The organism is Pseudomonas sp. ICMP 3272, assembly GCF_001466905.1.
GTDB classification, from domain to species: domain Bacteria; phylum Pseudomonadota; class Gammaproteobacteria; order Pseudomonadales; family Pseudomonadaceae; genus Aquipseudomonas; species Aquipseudomonas amygdali.
Genome location: NZ_LKEK01000051.1, coordinates 1 through 25,160, shown reverse-complemented (window position 1 = coordinate 25,160; position 25,160 = coordinate 1). Strand labels below are relative to the sequence as shown.

General features: G+C 55.1%; 23 protein-coding genes, 1 tRNA gene and 1 pseudogene. 15 read left to right on the top strand and 10 right to left on the bottom strand.

Going from position 1 to position 25,160, the window contains the following annotated elements; all coding sequences use genetic code 11:
• Positions 1-11 precede the first annotated feature (11 nt).
• The 7 genes from apaG to AO068_RS12780 all read left to right on the top strand — a co-directional run bounded on the left by apaG (position 12) and on the right by AO068_RS12780 (position 8,090).
• Positions 12-392, top strand: coding sequence for a Co2+/Mg2+ efflux protein ApaG (apaG, locus tag AO068_RS12810; RefSeq protein WP_058401035.1), 381 nt, complete (start codon positions 12-14; stop codon positions 390-392).
• Positions 392-1,288, top strand: a complete 897-nt coding sequence (locus AO068_RS12805; protein WP_058400995.1) for a symmetrical bis(5'-nucleosyl)-tetraphosphatase — start codon at positions 392-394, stop codon at positions 1,286-1,288. The genes apaG and AO068_RS12805 overlap by 1 nt, the downstream gene beginning before the upstream one ends.
• Positions 1,285-1,605, top strand: a complete 321-nt coding sequence (gene glpE, locus AO068_RS12800) for a thiosulfate sulfurtransferase GlpE (RefSeq protein WP_004660117.1) — start codon at positions 1,285-1,287, stop codon at positions 1,603-1,605. The genes AO068_RS12805 and glpE overlap by 4 nt, the downstream gene beginning before the upstream one ends.
• Before the next feature lie 284 nt (positions 1,606-1,889).
• Entirely contained in the window at positions 1,890-3,812 is a 1,923-nt protein-coding gene (locus AO068_RS12795) for a PrkA family serine protein kinase (RefSeq protein WP_002551885.1), read from the top strand.
• A gap of 121 nt (positions 3,813-3,933) precedes the next feature.
• On the top strand, positions 3,934-5,205 hold the full coding sequence (locus tag AO068_RS12790) for a YeaH/YhbH family protein (protein WP_005757952.1): 1,272 nt from the start codon (positions 3,934-3,936) through the stop codon (positions 5,203-5,205).
• A complete protein-coding gene (locus AO068_RS12785) occupies positions 5,202-6,764 on the top strand; it encodes a SpoVR family protein (protein WP_044321427.1) in 1,563 nt (520 codons plus the stop codon). Before AO068_RS12790 ends, AO068_RS12785 begins: the two co-directional genes overlap by 4 nt.
• Before the next feature lie 96 nt (positions 6,765-6,860).
• Positions 6,861-8,090, top strand: a complete 1,230-nt coding sequence (locus AO068_RS12780; protein WP_058408545.1) for a multifunctional CCA addition/repair protein — start codon at positions 6,861-6,863, stop codon at positions 8,088-8,090.
• Positions 8,091-8,185: 95 nt separating this feature from the next.
• Here AO068_RS12780 and folK read toward each other — a convergent pair whose 3' ends face one another.
• On the bottom strand, positions 8,186-8,710 hold the full coding sequence (gene folK, locus AO068_RS12775; protein ID WP_058400997.1) for a 2-amino-4-hydroxy-6-hydroxymethyldihydropteridine diphosphokinase: 525 nt from the start codon (positions 8,708-8,710) through the stop codon (positions 8,186-8,188).
• Positions 8,701-9,054, bottom strand: a complete 354-nt coding sequence (gene folB / locus AO068_RS12770; RefSeq protein ID WP_002551880.1) for a dihydroneopterin aldolase — start codon at positions 9,052-9,054, stop codon at positions 8,701-8,703. The genes folK and folB overlap by 10 nt, the downstream gene beginning before the upstream one ends.
• 74 nt (positions 9,055-9,128) lie before the next feature.
• Here folB and plsY point away from each other — a divergent pair, with 74 nt between their 5' ends.
• On the top strand, positions 9,129-9,698 hold the full coding sequence (gene plsY / locus AO068_RS12765) for a glycerol-3-phosphate 1-O-acyltransferase PlsY (protein WP_058408544.1): 570 nt from the start codon (positions 9,129-9,131) through the stop codon (positions 9,696-9,698).
• Positions 9,699-9,733: 35 nt separating this feature from the next.
• Here plsY and tsaD read toward each other — a convergent pair whose 3' ends face one another.
• Complete coding sequence (gene tsaD, locus AO068_RS12760) at positions 9,734-10,759, bottom strand: tRNA (adenosine(37)-N6)-threonylcarbamoyltransferase complex transferase subunit TsaD (RefSeq protein ID WP_058408543.1); 1,026 nt, start codon at positions 10,757-10,759, stop codon at positions 9,734-9,736.
• A gap of 198 nt (positions 10,760-10,957) precedes the next feature.
• Between tsaD and rpsU the strand changes: the two genes are divergently transcribed.
• From rpsU to AO068_RS29255, 6 genes and pseudogenes are all read left to right on the top strand, one after another.
• On the top strand, positions 10,958-11,173 hold the full coding sequence (gene rpsU / locus AO068_RS12755; RefSeq protein WP_002551877.1) for a 30S ribosomal protein S21: 216 nt from the start codon (positions 10,958-10,960) through the stop codon (positions 11,171-11,173).
• A gap of 508 nt (positions 11,174-11,681) precedes the next feature.
• Entirely contained in the window at positions 11,682-13,637 is a 1,956-nt protein-coding gene (dnaG, locus tag AO068_RS12750; protein ID WP_058408542.1) for a DNA primase, read from the top strand.
• A gap of 67 nt (positions 13,638-13,704) precedes the next feature.
• Positions 13,705-15,555 carry an RNA polymerase sigma factor RpoD gene (gene rpoD / locus AO068_RS12745; RefSeq protein ID WP_002551876.1) on the top strand — a complete coding sequence of 617 codons (1,851 nt, stop codon included), beginning with the start codon at positions 13,705-13,707 and terminating at the stop codon, positions 15,553-15,555.
• A 276-nt stretch (positions 15,556-15,831) separates the two neighbouring features.
• Positions 15,832-18,309, top strand: a complete 2,478-nt coding sequence (locus tag AO068_RS12740) for a bifunctional diguanylate cyclase/phosphodiesterase (protein WP_161936586.1) — start codon at positions 15,832-15,834, stop codon at positions 18,307-18,309.
• A 15-nt stretch (positions 18,310-18,324) separates the two neighbouring features.
• Positions 18,325-18,401, top strand: a tRNA-Ile gene (locus AO068_RS12735).
• A 127-nt stretch (positions 18,402-18,528) separates the two neighbouring features.
• Positions 18,529-18,629, top strand: a pseudogene (locus AO068_RS29255) (integrase); the annotation flags it as partial.
• 5 nt (positions 18,630-18,634) lie between these two features.
• Here AO068_RS29255 and AO068_RS12730 read toward each other — a convergent pair.
• From AO068_RS12730 to virB5, 3 genes are all read right to left on the bottom strand, one after another.
• The gene (locus AO068_RS12730; protein ID WP_058408541.1) at positions 18,635-18,889 is read right to left on the bottom strand and encodes an EexN family lipoprotein; all 255 of its coding nucleotides are present in this window, start codon (positions 18,887-18,889) and stop codon (positions 18,635-18,637) included.
• Positions 18,890-19,047: 158 nt separating this feature from the next.
• Positions 19,048-19,371 (bottom strand): hypothetical protein, encoded by a 324-nt coding sequence (locus AO068_RS12725; RefSeq protein ID WP_236717211.1) that lies wholly within the window; start codon positions 19,369-19,371, stop codon positions 19,048-19,050.
• A 1-nt stretch (position 19,372) separates the two neighbouring features.
• On the bottom strand, positions 19,373-20,137 hold the full coding sequence (virB5, locus tag AO068_RS12720; protein WP_083509076.1) for a P-type DNA transfer protein VirB5: 765 nt from the start codon (positions 20,135-20,137) through the stop codon (positions 19,373-19,375).
• A gap of 899 nt (positions 20,138-21,036) precedes the next feature.
• Between virB5 and AO068_RS12710 the strand changes: the two genes are divergently transcribed.
• Entirely contained in the window at positions 21,037-21,645 is a 609-nt protein-coding gene (locus tag AO068_RS12710; RefSeq protein ID WP_058408539.1) for a sce7726 family protein, read from the top strand.
• Here AO068_RS12710 and AO068_RS12705 read toward each other — a convergent pair.
• The 4 genes from AO068_RS12705 to msrA all read right to left on the bottom strand — a co-directional run bounded on the left by AO068_RS12705 (position 21,634) and on the right by msrA (position 24,861).
• Positions 21,634-22,701, bottom strand: coding sequence for a beta family protein (locus tag AO068_RS12705; protein WP_058408538.1), 1,068 nt, complete (start codon positions 22,699-22,701; stop codon positions 21,634-21,636). The two genes, AO068_RS12710 and AO068_RS12705, sit on opposite strands and share 12 nt — an antisense overlap.
• Positions 22,688-23,254, bottom strand: coding sequence for an ImmA/IrrE family metallo-endopeptidase (locus tag AO068_RS12700; protein ID WP_058408537.1), 567 nt, complete (start codon positions 23,252-23,254; stop codon positions 22,688-22,690). The genes AO068_RS12705 and AO068_RS12700 overlap by 14 nt, the downstream gene beginning before the upstream one ends.
• An 8-nt stretch (positions 23,255-23,262) precedes the next feature.
• Positions 23,263-23,856 (bottom strand): hypothetical protein, encoded by a 594-nt coding sequence (locus tag AO068_RS12695; protein ID WP_058408536.1) that lies wholly within the window; start codon positions 23,854-23,856, stop codon positions 23,263-23,265.
• A gap of 498 nt (positions 23,857-24,354) precedes the next feature.
• Positions 24,355-24,861 carry a peptide-methionine (S)-S-oxide reductase MsrA gene (gene msrA, locus AO068_RS12690; protein WP_024663355.1) on the bottom strand — a complete coding sequence of 169 codons (507 nt, stop codon included), beginning with the start codon at positions 24,859-24,861 and terminating at the stop codon, positions 24,355-24,357.
• Between the last annotated feature and the right edge of the window lie 299 nt (positions 24,862-25,160).

Sequence of the window (25,160 nt, the reverse complement as noted above, 5' to 3'; positions counted from 1 at the left end):
AGGCCTATTGCATGCCCGATTCTCGTTACAAGGTCGACGTCAGCGTCGTCACACGCTTTCTCTCGGAACAGTCGCAACCCGAGCAGAACCGCTTCGCTTTCGCCTACACCATCACCGTGCACAACAACGGTAAATTACCTGCCAGGCTGCTGTCGCGTCACTGGGTTATCACCGACGGCGACGGCCATGTCGAAGAGGTGCGCGGCGAGGGCGTGGTCGGTCAGCAACCGTTGATCGAGGTCGGTAAAAGCCATACCTACAGCAGCGGTACGGTAATGACCACCCGGGTAGGCAATATGCAGGGCTCTTATCAGATGCTGGCTGAAGACGGTAAACGCTTTGAGGCGGTCATAGAGCCCTTTCGTCTGGCCGTCCCGGGTTCGCTGCACTGATGGCGGTGTACGCCGTTGGTGACCTGCAAGGTTGCCTTGAACCTCTGCAATGCCTGCTTGAGCACGTCCACTTCAACCCCGAGCATGATCGACTCTGGCTGGTGGGCGACCTGGTCAACCGTGGTCCGCAATCGCTGGAAACACTTCGCTACCTGTACGGCCTCCGTGAATCGCTGGTGTGTGTGCTGGGTAATCATGACCTGCACCTGCTTGCCGTCGCCCGTAAACACGAACTGCTCAAAAAAGGCGATACGCTGCGCGAAATCCTTGAAGCGCCGGATCGTGACGAATTGCTCGGCTGGGTGCGTCGGCAAAAGCTGATGCACTACGATGCAGAACGCAACGTCGCCATGGTGCATGCCGGTATCGCGCCGCAGTGGTCGCTGAAAAAGGCCTTGAAGCACGCAGCCGAAGTCGAGCATGCACTTCAGGACGACCAGCTGTATGGCGCTTTTCTCGACGGCATGTACGGCAATGAGCCGGCCAAGTGGGACAACGACCTGCAAGGCGTCACGCGTTTGCGGGTCATTACCAACTACTTCACCCGTATGCGCTTCTGCACCAGCGACGGCAAGCTCGACCTGAAGAGCAAGGAAGGCGTTGAAACCGCCATACCTGGCTATGCGCCCTGGTTCAGCCACCCGAAACGCAAGACCCGTGAGCTGAAAATCATTTTTGGCCACTGGGCGGCGCTTGAGGGTCGCTGCAACGAGCCCGGCGTCTTTGCCCTCGACAGCGGATGTGTCTGGGGCGGCTCGATGACGCTGCTCAACGTTGATACCCTTGAACGTCACCAATGCAATTGCGATGCTGTCGGCCAGGCCGCCAACGGGCTTGTTACAAGCGCACAGGCCGGCACCGCCACTAACCCCCAGGCTCAGGAGCCCAGGCAATGACCGAATTCAAACGTATTCCACCTGAACAGGCACAGGCACTGCGCGAGCAAGGTGCAGTGCTGGTCGATGTTCGTGATGCGCAGACTTTTCAAAGCAATCACATTCCTGACTCCGTGCATCTGGACAATCACTCGATTGCCGACTTCATTGCCAAGGCCGATCTGGACAAGCCGCTGGTCGTTGTCTGCTACCACGGCAACTCCAGCCAGAGCGCTGCCGCTTACCTGGTGGGCCAGGGTTTCTCCGACGTATACAGCGTGGACGGCGGCTTTGAGCTGTGGCGCGCCACTTACCCTGACGAAACCGTGCAAGGCTGATAAAAAATATTTTTATGACAGCTGATCCCGCGTTCTACGCGGGCTCGCGAGCCATCTGACGAACGGTCAGCCAGTCTTCTCGCGCATCCCTTCTTTATCTTTCCGAATCCGAACTATCCTTAGCCTAGGCCATCCGTATTCAGGGGAGAGCCGGTACACCGGCGCGTGGGTCATCGGTAGTTACTTTTAAGGTGTTCTGGGGGGAAACAGCGGCCGCATTGCGGTCGCTGCCAGCATCGACTGACGATCCGCCGCCGGCTCCACGTATCGAGCGAGGTGACGTCATGAGTATATTCAGCCACTTCCAACAACGCTTCGAAAGCACACGGCAAGAAGAGCTCTCGCTACAGGAGTATCTGGAGCTCTGCAAACAGGACCGCAGCGCCTATGCCTCTGCCGCAGAACGTCTTCTGCTGGCCATTGGCGAGCCCGAACTGGTGGATACCTCTACCAACTCCAGGCTCTCGCGAATATTCTCCAACAAGGTGATACGCCGCTATCCAGCCTTTGCCGACTTCCACGGGATGGAAGAATGCATCGACCAGATTGTTTCGTATTTCCGCCATGCCGCCCAAGGCCTGGAAGAGAAGAAGCAAATCCTTTACCTGCTCGGCCCGGTTGGCGGCGGTAAGTCGTCCCTGGCTGAAAAGCTCAAGCAACTGATCGAAAGAGTCCCGTTCTACGCCATCAAGGGCTCGCCAGTCTTCGAGTCGCCTCTGGGCCTGTTCAACGCCACTGAGGACGGCGCGATTCTGGAAGAAGACTTCGGAATTCCGCGACGCTACCTGAGCACTATCATGTCGCCTTGGGCGACCAAGCGCCTGGCCGAGTTCGGTGGCGACATCAGCCAGTTCAAGGTTGTGAAGCTCTACCCTTCGATTCTCAACCAGATCGCCGTAGCGAAAACCGAGCCCGGCGACGAAAACAACCAGGATATTTCCGCGCTGGTCGGCAAGGTCGATATTCGCAAACTGGAAGAATTCCCACAGAACGACGCCGACGCGTACAGCTACTCGGGCGCACTGTGCCGGGCCAATCAGGGCCTGATGGAATTCGTCGAGATGTTCAAGGCACCGATCAAGGTCCTTCACCCGTTGCTGACCGCGACCCAGGAAGGTAACTACAACAGTACCGAGGGACTGGGTGCCATCCCGTTCACCGGTATTCTGCTGGCGCACTCCAACGAATCGGAATGGCACAGCTTCCGCAACAACAAGAACAACGAAGCCTTCATCGACCGTATCTACATCGTGAAGGTGCCGTACTGCCTGCGTGTCAGCGACGAGATCAAGATTTACGACAAACTGCTTTTCAACAGCTCGCTGTCCAAAGCGCATTGCGCACCTGACACCTTGAAGATGCTCGCACAATTCACCACGCTGTCGCGCCTCAAAGAGCCGGACAACTCCAACATCTACTCCAAGATGCGCGTGTATGACGGCGAGAACCTGAAAGATACCGACCCCAAAGCCAAGTCGATCCAGGAATACCGCGACAGTGCGGGCGTCGACGAAGGCATGAACGGTCTCTCTACCCGCTTCGCGTTCAAGATTCTGTCCAAGGTCTTCAACTTCGATCCACACGAAATTGCTGCCAACCCGGTGCACCTGCTGTACGTACTGGAACAGCAAATCGAACAGGAGCAATTCCCGGCAGAGACGCGTGAACGCTACCTGCGCTTCATCAAGGAATACCTGGCACCCCGCTACATCGAGTTCATCGGCAAGGAAATCCAGACGGCGTACCTGGAATCCTACAGCGAGTACGGTCAGAACATTTTCGACCGCTACGTGCTGTATGCAGATTTCTGGATTCAGGATCAGGAATACCGCGACCCGGAAACCGGCGAGATTCTCAACCGCGTGGCCTTGAACGAGGAACTGGAAAAGATCGAAAAACCGGCCGGCATCAGCAACCCGAAAGATTTCCGCAACGAAATCGTCAACTTCGTGCTGCGTGCCCGCGCCAACAACAACGGCAAGAACCCGACCTGGCTCAGCTACGAGAAGCTGCGCGTGGTGATCGAGAAGAAAATGTTCTCCAACACCGAGGACCTACTGCCCGTCATCAGCTTCAATGCCAAGGCCAGCAAGGAGGATCAGCAGAAGCACAACGACTTCGTCACACGAATGGTCGAGAGGGGCTACACGGACAAGCAGGTACGTCTGCTTTCCGAATGGTATCTGCGCGTGCGGAAATCGCAATAAAGCAGCTGCAAGCTTCAAGCTATCAGCTGCAGGCGAAAAGCGATCGAGGCCCGGCTCCGGGATCGATGGCGCGCTCGCTTGCAGCTTGAAGCTTACAACTTGAAGCTCCCCGGAGGAGCCTATGAGCTATGTGATCGACCGACGTCTCAACGGCAAGAACAAGAGCACGGTAAACCGGCAGCGGTTTCTGCGGCGTTACCGTGACCACATTAAAAAGGCAGTGGAGGAAGCGGTCAGCCGGCGCTCCATTACTGACATGGAACACGGCGAGCAGATCAGTATTCCCGGACGCGACATTGACGAACCGGTGTTGCATCACGGTCGTGGCGGCAAACAGACCGTTGTTCATCCAGGCAACAAGGAGTTCACCACCGGCGAGCACATCGCTCGCCCTCAAGGCGGCGGTGGCGGCAAAGGGCCTGGCAAGGCAGGCAACTCCGGCGAAGGTATGGATGAGTTCTCGTTTCAGATTACTCAGGAAGAGTTTCTCGAGTTCATGTTCGAAGACCTGGAGCTGCCGAACCTGGTCAAGCGCAACCTGACCGGTACCGACACCTTCAAGACCGTGCGCGCGGGTATCAGCAACGAGGGCAACCCTTCACGCATCAACATCATCCGTACCCTGCGCTCGGCGCATGCGCGACGCATTGCGCTGTCCGGCAGCAGCCGGGCAAAACTCAAAGAGGCCACTGTCGAGCTTGAGCGTATGAAGCGCGAAGAACCCGACAACTTCGGCGATATTCAGGAACTGGAAGTAGAAATCGATCGACTGAAAGCACGTATTCGTCGCGTACCGTACCTCGACACGTTCGACCTCAAGTACAACCTGCTGGTCAAACAACCCAACCCCAGCTCCAAAGCAGTCATGTTTTGCCTGATGGACGTCTCCGGATCCATGACCCAGGCGACCAAAGACATCGCCAAGCGCTTCTTCATCCTGCTGTACCTGTTTCTCAAGCGTAATTACGACAAGATCGACGTTGTGTTCATTCGCCACCACACCAGCGCCCGCGAAGTGGACGAGGAAGAGTTTTTCTATTCCCGGGAAACCGGCGGCACCATCGTTTCCAGCGCCTTGAAACTGATGCAGGAAATCATGGCCGCACGCTACCCGAGCAGCGACTGGAATATTTACGCGGCACAGGCCTCGGACGGAGACAACTGGAACGACGATTCGCCCATTTGCCGGGAAATCCTGACCAAACAGATCATGCCCTTCGTGCAGTACTACACGTACGTGGAAATCACGCCGCGTGAGCACCAGGCCTTGTGGTACGAATACGAGCGCATCGGTGAAGACTACGCCGACACGTTCGCCCAGCAGCAGCTGGTCTCTGCCGGTGATATCTATCCGGTATTCCGCGAACTCTTCCAGCGAAGGTTAGTGTCATGACCGCCAGAGAGCAGAAGCGCCAACCCCTTTCCACGGGGTCAGAGTGGACATTTGAACTGATCCGGGCCTACGACCGTGAGATCGGCAGAATTGCCGAGCGGTATGCTCTGGACACCTATCCCAACCAGATTGAGGTGATTACTGCCGAACAGATGATGGATGCCTACGCCTCGGTGGGCATGCCCTTGGGCTACCATCACTGGTCCTACGGCAAGCACTTCCTCAGCACTGAAAAATCCTATTCGCGTGGCCAGATGGGGCTGGCGTACGAGATTGTGATCAACTCGGACCCGTGCATTGCCTACCTGATGGAAGAAAACACCATCTGCATGCAGGCACTGGTCGTTGCGCACGCCTGCTATGGCCACAACAGCTTCTTCAAGGGCAATTACCTGTTCCGCACCTGGACCGACGCCAGCTCAATCATTGATTACCTGGTGTTCGCCAAGCAGTACATCATGCAATGCGAGGAGCGGCATGGCATCGACGCCGTGGAAGATTTACTCGACTCGTGCCACGCGTTGATGAACTACGGCGTGGACCGCTACAAGCGTCCGTATCCGATTTCCGCTGAAGAGGAACGGCGGCGTCAGAAGGATCGGGAAGAACATCTTCAGCGCCAGATCAACGATCTTTGGCGCACGATTCCGAAGAACGCTGAAAAAGGCAGCAAAGAGGACAACGCACGCTTTCCTGCCGAGCCGCAGGAAAACATTCTCTATTTCATCGAGAAACACGCGCCGCTGTTAGAGCCCTGGCAGCGCGAAGTGGTGCGTATCGTGCGCAAGATCGCGCAGTATTTTTATCCACAGCGCCAGACCCAGGTGATGAACGAAGGCTGGGCAACGTTCTGGCATTACACGCTGATGAACGACCTGTACGACGAAGGCCTGGTCACCGACGGCTTCATGATGGAGTTTCTGCAGTCGCACACCAGCGTGATTTTCCAGCCCGGTTTTGACAGCCCCTACTACAGCGGCATCAATCCCTACGCGCTGGGCTTTGCCATGTATCAGGACATACGCCGGATGTGCGAAAACCCTACCGATGAGGACCGGCAGTGGTTTCCGGAAATTGCCGGCACCGACTGGCTGACGGCGATCAAGTTTGCGATGACCAGCTTCAAGGACGAGAGCTTCATTCTCCAATACTTGTCGCCCAAGGTGATTCGCGACCTCAAGCTGTTCAGCATCATGGACGACGACCAGCAGGAAGACCTGCTGGTGCCTGCCATTCATGATGAAAACGGTTATCGGACCATTCGCGAGATTCTCGCTGCGCAATACAACCTGGGCAATCGGGAGCCCAACGTGCAGATCTACAGCATCGACCGCCGAGGCGATCGCTCGCTGACCCTGCGCCACCAACAGCACAATCGAAAACCGCTGGGCGATTCGACTGACGAGGTGCTCAAGCACCTGCACCGGCTATGGGGCTTTGATATCCATCTGGAAACCCTGCAGGGCGATCAAGTGGTCAAGACTCATCACGTACCTCCAAAAGGCGAGCATGCCGACAGTGAGTATCCCCGGCTTGATATGGCGGTCGTCCATCTTTAGGCGTTAGGGAAAAGCTGTTTAAACGGCTGCTCATGCAGCTTTAGCCTCCGCAAGCACGGCACAAGGTTTATCCTGTCGCGCTTACGGAGGCTTTTTATGCAGATTTATAAAGTGGGCGGTGCTGTACGCGACCGCCTCCTGGGTCAACCTGTCACTGATATCGATTGGGTCGTGGTCGGCGCGAGCACTGAGGACATGCTGGTCAAGGGCTATCGCCCGGTCGGCACAGACTTCCCGGTGTTTCTGCACCCGCTGACCAATGAGGAATACGCGCTGGCGCGCACCGAGCGCAAAAGCGGCGTGGGCTATGGAGGCTTTGTTTTTCATGCAAGCCCCGAGGTAACGCTTGAGCAGGACCTGATTCGGCGCGACCTGACGATCAATGCCATGGCCGAAGACAAGGACGGAAACCTGACCGACCCGTACAACGGTCAGAAAGACCTTGAAGCGCGAATATTGCGCCACGTTTCCCCCGCATTCGCCGAAGATCCGCTTAGGGTCTTGCGCGTGGCCCGGTTCGCAGCGCGCTACGCACGTTACGGTTTCACCATCGCACCCGAGACCTTGGGGCTGATGCGCCAGCTCAGTGAATCCGGCGAACTCAAGGCGCTGACCGCCGAGCGAAGCTGGAAGGAAATCTCACGCGCACTCATGGAAGAGCAGCCTCAGGTGTTCATCCAGGTACTGCACGACTGCGGCGCGCTCAAGGAACTGATGCCCGAGGTTGAAGCGCTGTTTGGCGTGCCGCAGCCCGCTGCGCATCATCCGGAAATTGACACCGGCGTACACGTCCTCAGCGTCCTAGAGCAATCTGCGATTCACAAACACCCGCTGACCGTACGCTGGGCCTGCCTGCTGCACGATCTGGGCAAAGGGCTGACGCCAGAAGCCGAATGGCCCAGGCACATCGCCCATGAACATACCGGCCTGCGCCTGATTAAAGCGGTCAACGAGCGTTTTCGGGTACCCAGGGAATGCCAGGAACTGGCGCTACTGGTCGGCCAGTACCACACCCACGGCCATCGGGCGCTGGAACTGAAACCCTCGACTTTGCTGGAGCTGCTGCAAAGTTTCGACGTCTACCGCCGCCCGCAGCGTTTTGAAGAGTTCATTGCGGCGTGCGAGATGGACGCGCGAGGACGTCACGGCTTCGAACAACGCAGTTATCCACAGGCTGATTACCTGCGCGGTGCAGCACAGGCAGCTCGAACGGTGTCAGTACAGCCGCTGCTGGAAAAAGGCCTCAAGGGCAAGGAACTGGGCGACGCGCTAAAGAACGAACGGCTCAAGGCGCTGAAAATCTACAAGGCAGAGCACGTCGCCTGACTCTAAATGACTATTATCGCTTCCACGCTCCGCGTGGTAGCGCAGCCCTGGACGCTCTGCGTCCGGTCTTCAGCACCCGAGAGCCACACACCGACTCAGCTACGCAGCAGACTCTCAGGCGTAAGACCCACTCCGCGCCACTCAAACGCTACCGGCCAGAGCTGCTGATCGATCTGCGCGTCAGCCCAAAGCTTGCTGAAGGCAATACCGACACCCGGATGCAGGCGTTCAGGGGCAATCAATGCCAATGGGCACAGCACGAAGGCATTCTTCAGAATCTCCGCTCTGGGCAAAATCAGCCCGTCGAAATTGCCGACCTGCTCGCCATACAACAGCACATCGATATCCAGCGGCAGCCCTTTGCGATCCGGGGCATAGCGGCCATTGTCCGCTTCGATGAATTTCAGGCGGCGATCCAGCTCCATCAACGGCAGGTCGGTCAGCGCCGACACCACCAGATTGAAGAATGGACCGCTCTTGATGCCCACCGCATGGCTTTCAAAAACCGGCGAGCAATGGAGGTCAGTCAGAAAGCCATCCAGTGCATCCAGCCCGGCATGCAGATGACGTTCGCGCTCGATATTGCTCCCCAGGCCGAGGAAAATCCGCGTCAGCGACATCCGCGCTCGATCTCCACGCCCACACCGGCAGCGGCGGCTACGGCACCCGGCTTGGTCAGTTTCAGACGCAGCCAGGGAATATTGAATTCGCTCATCAGCACTTCAGCCAGCCGCTCAGCGAAGGTCTCTACCAACTGAAACTGAGCCTGCTCGGCGAAAGCCTGAATACGTGTCGAAACACTGGCGTAGTCAAGGGCCTTGCTCAGGTCGTCGCCTGCCGCTGCAGGGCGATTGTCCCAGGCGAAGCTGAGGTCCAGACGCAGGCACTGACGAATGCCGCGCTCCCAGTCATAGGCGCCGATGACCGTATCAACCTCAAGGCCCTCGATGAAAACTCTGTCCAAGCACTACTCTCCACTGCACGACAAGGGCGCGATGCGCCGTTAGAATCAGGGCATCCTCGCCCGGAATGGTTAGCATGTTTTGGTTACTGGCCACCTTCGCCTACCTGCTTGGCTCGCTGTCCTTCGCCATTCTGCTCAGCCGCCTGAGCGGCAGGCCAGACCCGCGCGCCAGTGGCTCGGGCAATGCCGGTGCTACCAACATGCTGCGTCTGGCCGGAAAAAAACTGGCCATCCTGACCCTGCTTGGCGACCTTTGCAAAGGCCTGCTGCCGATCCTGATCGCCAGCGCCTGGAACCTGAACATCGCGCAACAAGGCTGGATCGGCGTCTGTGCAGTGCTGGGCCATCTGTTCCCGTTGTACTTCCGCTTTCGCGGCGGCAAAGGCGTAGCGACCGCCGCCGGTGTGCTGCTGGGCCTGTACCCGCCCGCCGCTGCCCTGGCGATAGTCGCCTGGCTGCTGACGCTCTACCTGACCCGCACCAGCTCGCTTGCCGCCCTGATTGCCACACCGCTGACCCTGCCATTACTGGCATGGCAAGAACCTCATGCGCTGTTACCGATGAGCGTGCTGACGCTGCTCATCGTCTGGCGCCATCGCGGCAATCTACGCGACCTGCTCGCCGGGCGCGAACGACATTTCTGAGGGGCAACCTGAAATCATTTCACCCTCGCCTGCCCTCACAGCCCCGGCAACTGCTCCATGGGCCAACGCGCCTGCACGCTGATGCTCAAATCTTCCTTCTGCCCTGCCTGCAAACGCTGACAGCCGGCAAAGGCGATCATTGCGCCGTTATCAGTACAGAACTCGGGTCGTGCGTAGTAAACATTGCCGCGCAGGTCGCCGAGCATGCTTTCCAGCGAAGCCCGCAATGCCTTGTTGGCGCTGACGCCGCCCGCAATAACCAGGCTCTTGAGGCCGGTCTGTTTGAGCGCACGCTTGCACTTGATGGTCAAAGTCTCCACTACCGCCTGCTGGAACGCCAGAGCGATGTCGCAGCGGGTTTGCTCGCTGTCGTCTCCAGCGCCCTGACATTGCTGCCAGGTATTGAGCGCAGAAGTTTTCAAGCCGCTGAAACTGAATTCCAGCCCGGGGCGATCGGTCATTGGTCGGGGAAAGACAAAACGCCCCGCCACGCCCTGCATCGCCGCCTTGGAAATCTCCGGGCCGCCTGGATACTGCATGCCCATCATCTTGGCGGTCTTGTCGAACGCCTCGCCTGCTGCATCATCCAGCGTCTCGCCCAGCAGTTCGTACTGACCGATGCCATCGACGCGGACCAGTTGCGTGTGTCCACCGGACACCAGCAACGCGACGAACGGGAACTGTGGCGGGTTTTCTTCCAGCATCGGGGCCAGCAAATGGCCTTCCATGTGGTGAACGCCCAACGCCGGGATATCCCAGGCGAATGCCAGCGCCTGAGCGCACGAGGTGCCGACCAGCAATGCACCTACCAGACCCGGTCCGGCCGTGTAGGCAATGGCGTCGATGTCAGTGGCCACGCAGTCCGCCTCGGCCAGTGTCTGGCGAATCAGCGGCAGCATGCGCTTGACGTGATCGCGCGAAGCCAGTTCCGGCACCACACCGCCGTAGGCCCGATGCAGGTCGATCTGGCTGAATAATGCGTCCGCGAGCAAACCGCGTTCGCTGTCGTACAACGCGACACCGGTTTCGTCGCAGGAGGTTTCTAATCCCAGTACTAGCATGGGGTTGCGCCTTGTAGGGGGCAGATTTGAAGGCGCGCATAATAGTCGTCGACCGAGGTGCCGACCAGCGGTTTTCGATCAGAGGCTTTGCATTCCTCTCAATGAGGGGTTAACATCCGCAACCCTTAAAAACCGACGTACTTTTGTGCAGTGTTTGCACTAAGCGTTGACCCCGGTAATGAATGAAGGTAGCTCTGGATGCCAGCCGTCAAAGTTAAAGAGAACGAACCCTTCGACGTAGCTCTGCGTCGTTTCAAGCGCTCCTGCGAAAAAGCCGGTGTTCTGGCTGAAGTTCGTAGCCGCGAATTTTACGAGAAGCCGACTTCGGAGCGTAAGCGCAAGGCAGCAGCTGCTGTCAAACGCCACGCCAAGAAAGTCCAGCGCGAACAGCGCCGCGCCGTTCGTCTGTATTAATTTACAGACCTTCGTCGCAAGCTTCTGCCTTGCCCGGCCAACCAGCCGGGCTGTCGGCAGTTCCAGCTTCGCTTTTTTGCGTTAACTGGATTGCGCGTTAGCTAGATTGATTGACCCCGTCCAGGCCGCCGATGCGACTCAGACATTCAATCAAGCACGTCCAGCCTGTTCACAGGCTACATTGGCCATGCCCACTCGGGCAGCAGACGGCCGATGACAAGACGAGTATGCCTTGATGACTTCGCAAGAAGCTCAGCCAAGGCAGCGTCTTCCGTGGCACCCAGGCTTATGTAACCGGGTTTTGTCACCCTCAGGTGGACACCCAGCGTGAAGCCTTATGACCTGCCCGCAGGCTCAAGTTTATTCCCCTTTCAGGCCCACACCGCCCATCGGATGCAAAGACGTGCCCGTTGATTGCCCACGTCTTCAAAAAGACGGCTGACAGGCTGACGGAACGCTCGTAGAGTCTCCCGATACTTTTGCACCACGCTTGAATGATGAGAACGCCATGGCCGGGCTGATTCCCCAGAGCTTTATCGACGACCTTCTGAACCGCACCGACATTGTCGATATAGTCAGTTCGCGCGTGCAGCTCAAGAAAGCCGGGAAGAACTACACCGCCTGCTGCCCGTTCCACAAAGAGAAAACACCCTCTTTCAGCGTCAGCCCGGACAAACAGTTCTATTACTGCTTCGGTTGCGGCGCTGGCGGCAACGCGCTCGGCTTCATCATGGATCACGACAATCTGGATTTCCCCCAGGCTGTCGAAGACCTCGCCAAAGCAGCAGGCATGGAAGTGCCTCGCGAACAGGGCGTAAAAGGCCAGAAGCCCCGCCAGCCAACCGACTCCCCGCTCTACCCGCTGCTGACTGCCGCCGCCGAGTTCTATCGCCAGGCCTTGAAAAGCCATCCATCGCGCAAGGCAGCGGTGGATTACCTCAAAGGCCGCGGGCTGTCCGGTGAAATCGCCAGAGACTTTGGTCTGGGCTTTGCTCCGCCAGGCTGGGACAACCTGTACAAGCACCTGAGCAGCGACTCACTGCAGCAAAAGGTCATGATCGATGCCGGTCTGCTGATCGAGAACGCCGAAACCGGCAAACGCTATGATCGCTTCCGTGACCGGGTGATGTTTCCGATACGCGACTCGCGCGGACGCGTCATCGCCTTTGGCGGTCGCGTACTGGGTGATGACAAGCCCAAGTACCTGAACTCGCCGGAAACACCGGTTTTCCACAAGGGCCAGGAGCTGTACGGGCTGTTCGAAGCCCGCAAATTCAATCGCAACCTCGATGAAATCATCGTCGTTGAAGGCTACATGGACGTCATCGCCCTGGCGCAGCAAGGTTTACGCAATGCCGTGGCCACGCTGGGTACCGCGACCAGCGAGGAGCATTTGAAACGCCTGTTCCGGGTCGTGCCCAACGTGCTGTTCTGCTTCGACGGCGATCAGGCCGGGCGCAATGCCGCGTGGCGGGCACTGGAAGCCACCCTGTCGAACCTGCAGGACGGGCGTCGGGCGCGCTTTTTGTTTCTTCCCGAGGGCGAAGACCCGGACACGCTGGTGCGCTCCGAAGGCACCGACGCGTTCAAGGCGCGCATCAATCAGCACGCCCAGCCACTGGCCGATTATTTTTTCGAGCAACTGACCAAAGAGTCTGACCCGCGCTCGCTGGAAGGCAAGGCGCACATGGCCACCCTCGCGGCACCACTCATCGATAAAGTGCCTGGGGCGAACCTGCGCATTCTGATGCGCAAACGCCTGACCGAAATTACCGGGCTTACCGGCGAGGCCGTCAGTCAGTTGGTACAGAGCGCGCCGGTGGATGCGCCACCGAGCTACGACCCCTATGTCGATTACGACGCCATGCCTGACTTTGCCGATTACCAGTCTCAAGGCGGTTATGAGCCACAGCAGGAATGGACGCCAAAGAAAACCGGCGGTCAGAATCAAAAAAAATGGGACAACAAATCCTGGGGCAAAAAAGGCAAGCGCCAGGACTTCGAACCTCGAACGCCGCGTGTACCGACCGCTGTCGAGCCACCCATGCAGGCCGCACTGAGAACATTGCTGCATCACCCTGAACTGGCCGAAAAGGTCGAAAATGCCAGCCATTTCGCTGCAGAAGACCAATCTAACGCGCAACTGCTGGTCGCCCTTATCGAAGCCAGGCAAAAGAATCCCAACCTGCGGTCGTTACAGTTGATAGCGAGGTGGCACGGGACTGAACAGGGCCGTTTGTTGCGCGCTCTGGCAGAAAAGGAATGGCTGATTGAGGCCGACAACCTTGAACAACAGTTTTTCGACACTATAACTAGCTTATCCGCTCGCCAACGCGAGCGCAGTCTGGAACATCTGATCAGCAAGGCTCGTCAAACCGAGTTGAGCGCAGAAGAGAAAATTCAGCTTAGGGAACTGCTAAATCGCAATGTTCCCGCACAAACCCCGACCTCAACTGGCGCGTGAGGTCATAGCTCGGGTATAATCCTCGGCTTGTTTTTTGCCCGCCAAGACCTTCAGTGGATAGGGTGTTATGTCCGGAAAAGCGCAACAGCAATCTCGTATCAAAGAGTTGATCACCCTGGGTCGTGAGCAGAAGTATCTGACTTACGCAGAGGTCAACGACCACTTGCCCGAGGATATTTCAGATCCCGAGCAGGTGGAAGACATCATCCGCATGATCAACGACATGGGGATCCCGGTACACGAGAGTGCTCCGGATGCGGACGCCTTGATGCTGGCCGACGCCGATACCGACGAGGCAGCCGCAGAAGAAGCGGCTGCAGCGTTGGCAGCGGTAGAGACCGACATCGGGCGTACCACCGATCCCGTTCGTATGTACATGCGTGAAATGGGCACCGTTGAACTTCTGACCCGTGAAGGCGAAATCGAAATCGCCAAACGTATCGAAGAAGGCATCCGTGAAGTGATGGGCGCAATTGCGCACTTCCCTGGCACGGTTGACCATATTCTTTCCGAATACACACGTGTCACCAGTGAAGGCGGTCGCCTCTCCGATGTTCTGAGCGGCTATATCGACCCGGACGACGGCATTGCGCCGCCTGCCGAAGTACCTCCGCCTGTCGACCCCAAAGCCGTCAAGGCCGAAGGCACCGATGACGACGAGGAAGAATCGGCAGACGCCAGCGACGACGAAGACGAAGTCGAAAGCGGTCCCGATCCGGTCATCGCCCAGCAGCGCTTCGGTGCGGTTTCCGATCAAATGGAAATCACCCGCAAGGCGCTGAAGAAATTCGGTCGCGACGACAAGCACGCCATTGCCGAAATGGTTGCACTTGCCGAACTGTTCATGCCGATCAAACTGGTTCCAAAGCAGTTTGAAGGTCTGGTAGAGCGTGTGCGGGGTGCTCTTGAGCGTCTTCGTGCTCAGGAACGCGCCATCATGCAGCTGTGTGTACGTGATGCACGTATGCCGCGCGCCGACTTCCTTCGCCAGTTCCCGGGCAACGAAGTTGACGAAAGCTGGACTGACGCACTGGCCAAGGGCAAGAGCAAATACGCCGAAGCCATTGGTCGTCTGCAGCCTGACATCCAGCGTTGCCAGCAGAAGCTGTCGGCATTGGAAGAAGAAACCGGCCTGAAAATAGCCGAGATCAAGGACATCAACCGTCGCATGTCAATCGGTGAGGCCAAGGCCCGCCGCGCGAAGAAAGAGATGGTTGAAGCGAACTTGCGTCTGGTGATCTCCATCGCCAAGAAGTACACCAACCGTGGCCTGCAATTCCTCGATCTGATCCAGGAAGGCAACATCGGCTTGATGAAGGCTGTGGACAAGTTCGAATACCGTCGTGGTTACAAGTTCTCGACCTATGCCACCTGGTGGATCCGTCAGGCGATCACTCGCTCGATTGCCGACCAGGCCCGCACCATTCGTATTCCGGTGCACATGATCGAGACGATCAACAAGCTCAACCGTATTTCCCGGCAGATGCTGCAGGAAATGGGTCGCGAACCGACCCCGGAAGAGCTGGGCGAACGCATGGAAATGCCTGAGGACAAAATCCGCAAGGTATTGAAGATCGCAAAAGAGCCGATCTCCATGGAAACCCCGATCGGCGACGACGAAGATTCGCATCTGGGTGACTTCATCGAAGACTCGACCATGCAGTCGCCAATCGATGTCGCCACTGTTGAAAGCCTGAAAGAAGCGACACGCGAAGTGCTGTCGGGCCTTACCGCCCGTGAAGCCAAGGTTCTGCGTATGCGTTTCGGCATCGACATGAATACCGATCACACGCTTGAAGAGGTCGGTAAGCAGTTTGACGTTACCCGCGAGCGGATTCGTCAGATAGAAGCCAAGGCACTGCGCAAGCTGCGTCACCCTACAAGAAGCGAGCACCTGCGCTCGTTCCTCGACGAGTAATCGCACCAGCGAGTCAACAAAACCCCCGGCCTGCCGGGGGTTTTGCGTTTCCGGGAAAAGAAATCCGGATTTGCAGGTCCAGTCGTCAATTGATCAAATCAAACAGATGTCAGACGTCGGTCTAATTGCAGGCCCTAACGAATTGACCTACAACTATGTATCACACAGGACACAAGCGCTTCTCAGTCCAGCCTTGACCAGTGATTGTTACAAATTCACGCCACAACAATATCAGCGATAGTCAAACACGGACGTAAGCCGCATATGCGTGAAGTAATAATCGATACCAATGACCGGGAAGCGTCGTGCCTGTCCGAGGGAAAATTCGCCTCGGTCTTTGCTCAGTGCCCGGATGCCATGATTATCGCAAGCCTTGCCGACGGGCATATCATGGATGCCAACGCGGCATTCGTTGAACGGACCGGCCTCGCCCTTGACGAAGTGATTGGGAAAACGCCCACCCAACTGGATTTGTGGGCAGTGCCAGGTATAGGCCCAAAAGTTTTGCAGCAACTGCAGACAGGCAACATTCATAACCTGGAGATACCCTTTCGGCGCAAGAACGGCGAAACCTTTTCCGGGCTCATGTCCGCCCAGCCTTTCGACCAGAGCTCGACGCCAGCCGTACTGGTGATAGTGCGTGATATCACCCAGCGCAAGCAGGCCCAGCAGCAACTTCAACTTTCCGAAGAAAAATTCGCCAAGGCTTTTCATGCCTCGCCTGACGGGCTGGCTATCACCCGCCAGCAGGACGGGATGCTTTTGGAGGTGAATGAAGGTTTCTGCCGCATCACGGGGTATAGCGAAGCGTACTGCCTTGAGCACTCGACATTCGACCTGGGTGTCTGGGTGGATCTGGGCGACCGCTCCAGGCTCATTGAGCAACTGAAGCGGCACGGCTCCGTCCGGGACTTCAGGGCCCGGCTTCGTAATGTTGATGGCAGTATCAAACTGTGCGAACTGTCCTCGCACCCGATCGTCATCGCAGGCGACGACTGCCTGCTGACGATTGCACGGGATATAACCGAAAGCAGACAAATGCAGGAAAAACTGCACTTGGCTGCAACGGTGTTCGAGAGCACAGCCGAGGGCGTGCTCATTACCGACACCAACCAGCGCATCAATGCAGTAAACCGTGCCTTCACTGAGATTACCGGCTACAGCGAGAGCGAAGCCATCGGCCAGACGCCTCGCCTGCTCGCCTCAGGCCAGCATGACAGCGCGTTCTATGCCTCAATGTGGCATCAACTTGCAGCCGATGGCCACTGGCAGGGCGAGATCAGCAACCGACGCAAGAACGGCGAGCTCTACCCAAGCTGGCTGACGATCAATGCAGTGCGCAACAAAGCCAACCTCACCACCCATTTCGTCGCCGTCTTCGCTGACATCTCCAGCCTCAAACACGCCCAGGCGCGCCTCGACTACCAGGCCCACCACGACCCGCTCACCGGTCTGCCCAACCGAACCCTGTTCGAGAGTCGCCTTCAATCGGCATTACTGCACAGCGAAGAATCCGGCAGCCTTGGCGCAGTGCTGTTCCTCGATCTGGACCGCTTCAAACACATCAACGACAGCCTGGGCCATCCGGTCGGCGATCTGCTGCTCAAGGGCATCGCACACCGGCTCAAGGAGACCCTGCGCGATGTAGACACGGTCGCGCGCCTTGGTGGTGACGAGTTCATCGTTCTGTTACCTGGCCTGCTGCAGCCCAGCGACGCACAAGCCATCGCCAACAAACTGCTGGCCTGCTTCAACACGCCTTTTGAAGCTGGCGAACATGAGCTCTACATCAGCCCGAGCATTGGCAGCTGTGTTTTCCCGACTGACGGCACCGACGTAGCAACACTGGTCAAAAACGCCGACGCCGCCATGTACCGCTCCAAGGCCAAGGGCCGCAATCGGGTCGAAAGCTACACCTGCGACCTGACCACACAGGCCAGCGAACGTATTGCCCTTGAACAGGAATTGAGAAGAGCGCTGGACCGCAATCAGCTGTCCCTGGCCTACCAGCCCAAAATCAGCCTTCTGACCCACACGCTGATAGGCGCAGAAGCGCTGATCCGCTGGAACCACCCGACCTTCGGCGACGTGCCACCCGAACATTTCATACCGCTGGCCGAAGAAAACGGCATGATCCTGCAAATCGGCGAATGGGTGCTGGAGCAGGCCTGCCAACAGATGGGCAAATGGCGCAAAACCTGCCAGCCGTTCGGCCCAGTGTCAGTCAACCTTGCAGGCGCTCAACTGCGCCAGACGAACCTTGTCGAACACATCGAACAACTACTGGCCGACAACGGCCTGGAGCCAGGCTGCCTGCAACTGGAAATCACCGAAAACTTCATCATGAGCCAGACCCAGGAAGCGCTGGCAGTGCTGCACAAACTGAAGAAACTCGGTGTGCAACTGGCCATCGACGACTTCGGTACCGGCTACTCCTCCCTGAGCTACCTGAAACGCCTGCCGCTGGACATCCTCAAAATCGACCAGTCCTTCGTTCGCGGCCTACCCGAAGACACCCACGACGCCGCCATCGTCCGCGCCATCATCGCCCTTGGGCGCAGCATGCAACTGACCGTGATAGCAGAAGGCGTAGAGAACAGCGAACAGCAGCAATTCCTGACCCGCGAGGGCTGCGAACAGATCCAGGGCTACATCATCAGCCTGCCCCTTCAACCCGAAGAATTCAGCGCGAGATTTCTTCTTATGAATCTTTCGGACGTTTCGGATAGCACAGCCGCGAAACCGCCGTTATAATCCGCGGCCTACTGAGGGCCCATAGCTCAGTTGGTTAGAGCAGAGGACTCATAATCCTTTGGTCCACGGTTCGAGTCCGTGTGGGCCCACCACATCCAAAGCCGCGCATTGCGCGGCTTTCGCGTTTCTGGGTGGTTCTCCACTGATACAGTCCTATGGTCCAAGGGTACAAAATCGGTACAGTGCTGGTGCGCCAGTACACCTTTGGAGTCCTTTCAGATGGCAACATTAGTCAAAACTCCTTCCGGCACTTGGAAGGCTTTGATCCGCAAAACCGGCTGGCAACAGTAACCAAAACCTTCCGCATCAAGCGCGATGCGCATAGTCACTGCTCCTTCAAATCTAAAGTCTCGCGCTTACGGAACCCTGGCTCGGCAAGCCGCAGCACATTCTCGGCCTGTTTGGCATTGACGCAATTCTGCGTCAACGCAAGCCTTCCCGGATCACGCTCACATTCCGAAATATGGATCGCCCTTTCCGCGTTATGAGCCTTGTACCAATCGACAGAGCGGACAGGTTCATCCGCTCCGCACCCTGTTGGCAGTACGGGAAACAAAACCAACCAACGAGAGGTAATCATTCCTGATCCTCCCGCTCGACAACGCTCAGGTTCCGGGGCGATGCGCAACGCGCCTTAGCTCGAAACTGTTCTGCGTATTTAGGGGAGTAAGCGAGTTCGGCAGTATCGATAATCTACAAAGCGGCAAGCGTGCGCAGGGCACTTTCTCTTGTACCAGCTCAACTACCAGCAATGCGAGCTTCGGCCTTCGAAACCAAAAGAGCCGAGGCAAGCGCGCAGGCAAATGAAATCAAAACTGCAAGCGTTGATGAAATCGGGCCTGTTGCTCGAAGCGGGACAATCTGGAGCCAATCAGCAAGCGCCAAGAGGAATGGCATCACTGCCGCAGCGGCGGCGAGCAGATCACTCTGAATCAGTTCTGGGGCACGCCGCGACACCTCTTTCACAGCGCCGAACCTGCCGATAGACAACCAGAATCTACGTAATGACGTGAGAATGAAGAAGCAAACGATGATCGGGAGGATGTGAGCGTACGAAACCATTTCAATTTCCCCCCAGGTTCAGCATGGTGCGAGTTTTGAATCCTCGCTTATCAAGAATCTGGGCATTCAATTCACGCTGCCTCTGCTCCTGTACCTTGTCCTCTGCCTGAGCCACCATTTGGAACATCTGCAACTTGGTCTGCTCGTTTTGAATCATTGCTTGCTCTGCAGCAATGCGCCCCTGTAGCTCGGCGATGCCTTTGGGGTCTTGGGTTTTATCAATTTTCCCCATGAGCTGATCGAGCTGACGCAGCCTACCTTTGGCTTGATCATAAGCATCCAATGCGAAAGCCTTGTCCTGTGATGGTTTTACGGCTTGCGCCTGGCAGGCAGTACGTTGTTCATCCTGAGCGAAACTTTGGCATGCATCGAACACCTTGTTATCTGCATAGATCGTCTCCGCACGGCCATCTAGGCCTGTATAACCGCCACGTTTCACTGAGTCATACACCGCTTGCCATTCTTGAGGCAGATACTCTCGGAGCTGAGGATCATCGAACACTCTTCCGAGCCCTCGCGAGCCAGTGATCGCCCCGTACTGCTGCTTCATCTGGTCAATCTGAGAAGCCATCTGTTGAACCCGCTGGCTCCAACGGGTGGAGTTAGAAGCAAACTCAGCGATAGTCATCGGGGATTCGGTTACCTGGCTGGTAACGGTTACAGGAATTTGTGCAAAGCACTGCTGCGCACACATCAACGATGAAAATGCGGCAGCAATACGAAGCGGCTGCTTGCCCATACGAGCCGGACACTTAAACAGATCCATAGTCACCTCTCCATTAGAAATGGTGAGCGCTGGGCCGTCTGTCCGGCCTGTCGATCTGTTTAGGAATCGCACCCGGCACGGCGTTGCCGTTCTTGGGGTGACTACGCAACTATATGCAACTCAAGGAAACTTTAAGAAACTTAAGGCAACTTTAAGCAATTAAGTGAAAATTAATGCAGACGGTAGATTTTGCGTTTTAAATTTCCTTTAATCGCTTACAACGAGACGGCAAGATGTGTGTTGTGGGCCTACGCTGCTTCGCAGCTACGCCCCCCACCACCGCCCCTTACTCACCTGCGGTTCGACGGCATCTTGCTCTGCGAGGCCCGAAGCCGCCGCCGCCTCTTGAAGCGGAATCAACAGCAAATGCCTAGCTAGATCACACGACACTTGAGGAAAGGAATCTCCCCAAACACGTCATACGAGCGGACATATGCACGTATGCGCCGGTCAGGAAACAACGATGTCCCACTGTGGTCATAAGTCCGCTGCTGAGCTAGCTAGGGGTGTCGGCGTCCTGGTGATCATCCACATGGGCAAAATCAAACCTTGCCACCCGCCGCATTAAATATTATGCAGACTATAACCACGAGCCCTTAACCATGAAACACCCCCTAGATATTTCTCATCAAGAATACTTAATAAAAGTACTCACTAGAGATAACGAATACGCACTTGAGCTATACAAAGACATATTAACAAAAGGTACCGAACACGAAATGGCAATTCTCATGAACATCTTAACTGACGCAGGCATAACCAACATAGTTACAAACCATAAAAAGCCAACATCCGGTTCAGAAAAGTAATTACTGACCAAACCTGTTAAGTGGTGTAGAATCTACAAGCCTTGTAATTACAGCGCTCTGAAACACACAGAGCCTAAAAAATCGAATGATATGAAAGAAGCCGAAATAAAACGTCTTGTTGGATATCACCTTTTGAAACAAGAAGGTGCGGACGTTGTTTTTTTTGAATATCCATTTCATTTTGGACGTCGACGTGCAGACATTATTTCCGCGAAAGATGGAATGATCATAGGGTATGAAATAAAATCCGCCTATGATCGAATAGACAGATTGGCAGAGCAACTTAAATCATATGAGCAGCTATTTGACTACGTATATGTAGTATGCGATGCAAAAAACCTTTCCTCGATAAGAAGGATTACCCCTGAAAAGATCGGAATATATTTATGCTCAACTTCCGGAGTCAAGCGCATACGAAAACCCAAGCAAATAAAAAACTCAAACACCATTGTGACGCTAGACGCGATGCCTATTGAAACATTGCGCAAAGAATTTAAAATTATAAAAAAGTCAAAGCTTGAAACTTGCGAAGAAATTTCTCGCCTTAACAAAAAAGATGATATTAAAAATATATTCAGACGACACATCATCCAAAAATATAGGAGCCAGACCAATCACATAAAAAACGAGACTGGCGGACTACTTACTCTGGATGATGTTTTTTCTTTGGGCTTAGCTCCAAACAAGTTAGATTCGTAGTTCTTTAACTCTACGAATCATATAGTTGCATGCTCGGACCGATATCCAGAAAGACGGACTAATCCCTGAGGGACTTCCAGCTGCGGCACTTGATATTTCACTGTCGCCCCAGCTACCATTTGAAACATAGTCTGGACTCTTCACAACTTGCTTCGCACACCAAATATACGAACCAACATCCCGTCGCTTTCGATAATAATAAAATCTTGTCGAAGTGCAAAAATCTATTCGCGGAACAAAAGTGCCGCCTCGCATTTCAATTTGCTTCACATTTATTGAAGCATAATCTCCAAACTGAAGCATTGGTCGATTATGCTTTAGAGACAGATAGAGAGAATGCTCATAGATTTCAAAGTTCCCTTCATCGTCTTTACCCTCAGCAGACACTTGATAGGGGAACGAGCCAGCAACACAGACAACTTTCTCCAGCCATTCAACAGCAGCTGGCAACGAAGAAATCTTATTGAAAGCTCGCTGATAGTTGCTTGTGACTGGTGCCAAGCTAGACTTAGCTCGATCTCTGATACAGCCTTCGTCCAAGAGAATATAGAGTCGAGTACCACTCAGCGCTGAAACGATATCAATTATTATATCTTCGTATTCATCATCTTCCAGATCAGCAGGAAGACGCAAAGCCATCCTTTCATATTTCGCCGTCACAGAAGCGACAAAGGCCTTGGCCTCACTCAAATCTTCATCCAACTCAAAGTTAACGTGAATCATGGGAACTATCTGTTCTCCACAATTCAGCTCCAACCAACTCTTCCAGGATTCGTAGCCATTGATTGGCGACAATATACTTTCTATCTGGGAATTTTTTTGCTTGGGGTCGGTTGTCACATCTAAAATATAAGGAAGTTTGCCCTGAATATTTTTAATCTGTTCAAGCCGCCTTACAATATCGCCAATAGAGTTTTTCTTTGTAATCCTAGACTTAGTTATCTCGTAAGTAGGCAGCATGTCCTTTCTATAAGACACGTCTATGGCCGATATAGCTCTCAACTCAGCATCTTTGGTCTTAAGCACGGGAAAATATATAAAACTATTCCAATCCATGTCCCTTCATTCCTAAATTTTTCGCTCGGACGCGCACTGCCAAGGTTGAAACCTTAAAGTATAGTGCGATTTCTTCAATACTCCCGGAGAGTACTTTAACCTTATCTCTAAAAGCCGATTCTGGCATCAAAAGCTCGCTAGCGAATCGATTGGCCTCAACCTCCATTGGGTTGCTTTCGCCATTCCTGAAAAAATTTAGGTCTTTGAACTCAACCTGCTGGAATCTGTGCCGAGAAAAATGTGCAATTTCATGTGCAATAGTAAATCTTTGTCTATTGGGGTGATGCAGCGCATTTACTTTCACCACCCAATCCTTACCATTATCAGCGAGACTCAGCATTCCTGAAACGTCGTCACTCATAGGTACGCTTAAGAGCCTAATACCCAAAGCGGACAATAGCGCTTTTACATCCAAAGGAGATACGTCGACTTCATATTGCTTCGCAAGAGCGAGCAACTGATCAACTGTAAACCTCTCATCAGCCGAAGACACTTCACCTTGATGCGAAGCATCGGCCGACTTGGGTTTACCACTCTTTCGGATGAAAGCCATTTACCTACCTACTCTGTTATCTTACCGTCGCGACTGGCACAAGTTTCAGCTTTGTCTAGCTCTGCCAGCCGACTGCTAACTTGGATTATAGCATCTTCGGACACCTTGATCCTAGCTTCATGATCGGAAACTATAGCATCTTGTTCAGACAACCCGTCGAATAAATCGCCATAAATAGCATTCAGTTTATTAAGTTCCTTCTTCGCCTTTCGCTCCACTATTTTTGCAAGCCCGCCAGTATTAGAAAATTCATCAAAGTGAGCCTTTGACTCTTTAACAACTTCTGCCCTAGAGGAGCTCCTGATAATAACAAACGCGCCACCAACAATGGCAGCGTTCAAAGCAATCAAAACACTGACCATTGTCTGATAAAAAGATACTTGCAGAGACCAGAGCGTATCCACTGAGATCAGAGTCTTTTCTCTAATCATTCGCTCTACAACCAACTGCTCATAAGTATCAAGCTCTTTTATTTCTCGAGCGTGTACGAATTGAGAGTGGCTGATTAAAATATCTGACACTGGCGCAAAATGAAGTACGGCCAGCACCACAATTAAAGCGATACATGTCGATATAACGGTTGATGCAAGTAGATCCTTCATCTGGAAATCCATTCACTCTAGCCAAAAACACCCACCACGCTGGTCGAGAAGCAGCTACCCGACACCACACATCGCCTAGGTAGCAAAGTGATGCTACCGCCGAGCTAATCCAGCTGTCTACGCAATCCACACGGTGCGCTTGGCTAAGAATCTCGCTTGAAGATTTTCGTGCGTAGTGCTGCGTGTCTTGCAACCCTCATTCGGTACACCGAGGGTACACCTCCCAGCTATCGCAGTTTTCCGTAAAATACACTGAACATCAGTAAATACGGGAGGTTCAGCTCGTAGTATCTGTGCTAACGTACGCCAGATTTTGCTTGGCTTGCAGAATCGCGAGTCAACTCATAATCCTTTGGCCCACGGTTCGAGTCCGTGTGGGCCCACCACCTTTGAAAGCCGCGCATTGCGCGGCTTTTGTGTTTGTTGGGTGGTATCTCTCAGATACAGGTCAGCCTTTGCGCTCTCCCCTACCCCGGCCTTTCCCGGTGAGATTCAGGTTCAAGCCCGCTTGGGCAGCTTCCAGTTTGGCCGGATGAAGTGGCAGGTATACCCGTTCGGTATCCGTTCCAGATAATCCTGATGCTCCGGCTCCGCCTCCCAGAACTCGCTGGCGGGCTCGATTTGCGTAACCACACGCCCCGGCCACAGCTTGGAGGCGTCCACGTCAGCCGCGGTATCTTCGGCAATATCCCGTTGCTGTTCGCTCAGGTAGTAAATCGCCGAACGATAGCTCGGCCCAAGATCATTGCCCTGCCGGTTAGGCGTGCTCGGGTCATGGATCTGGAAAAAGAACTCAAGAATCTGCCGGTAGCTGATTACCGCCGGGTCAAACACGATCTCAATCGCTTCGGCATGGTTGCCATGGTTGCGGTAGGTGGCGTTCGGTACGTCGCCACCGGTGTAGCCGACTCGCGTATGCAGCACGCCGGGGTAGCGTCGCAACAAATCTTGCATGCCCCAGAAGCAGCCGCCGGCAAGGATGGCGGTTTCGGTTGAGTTGGTCATAGTCTGTCCTTGCGGTTCATGGAGACAGGGATAGTTATGGGGTGATGTCGGGCAATACCAAGCCGGATGAAGTAAAAAACCGGATCGTGTTGCGGAACGAGTACACGTCCTACAGAAGCCTCGGTGCCTTGCTCCGTTGCCTACAGTTGGGTCAGAATCCGCTGGCTTGAGCGCTTGAGTCAGCGTTTCCAAGATGGCTCGATCGCTGACAACTCAGTGATCGGGTTTAGTGAGACTGTCAGAAATTTTGTGTTCGGGCATAACATGTAGCTAGAGGTGCATGTATGCCGACCAAAAAG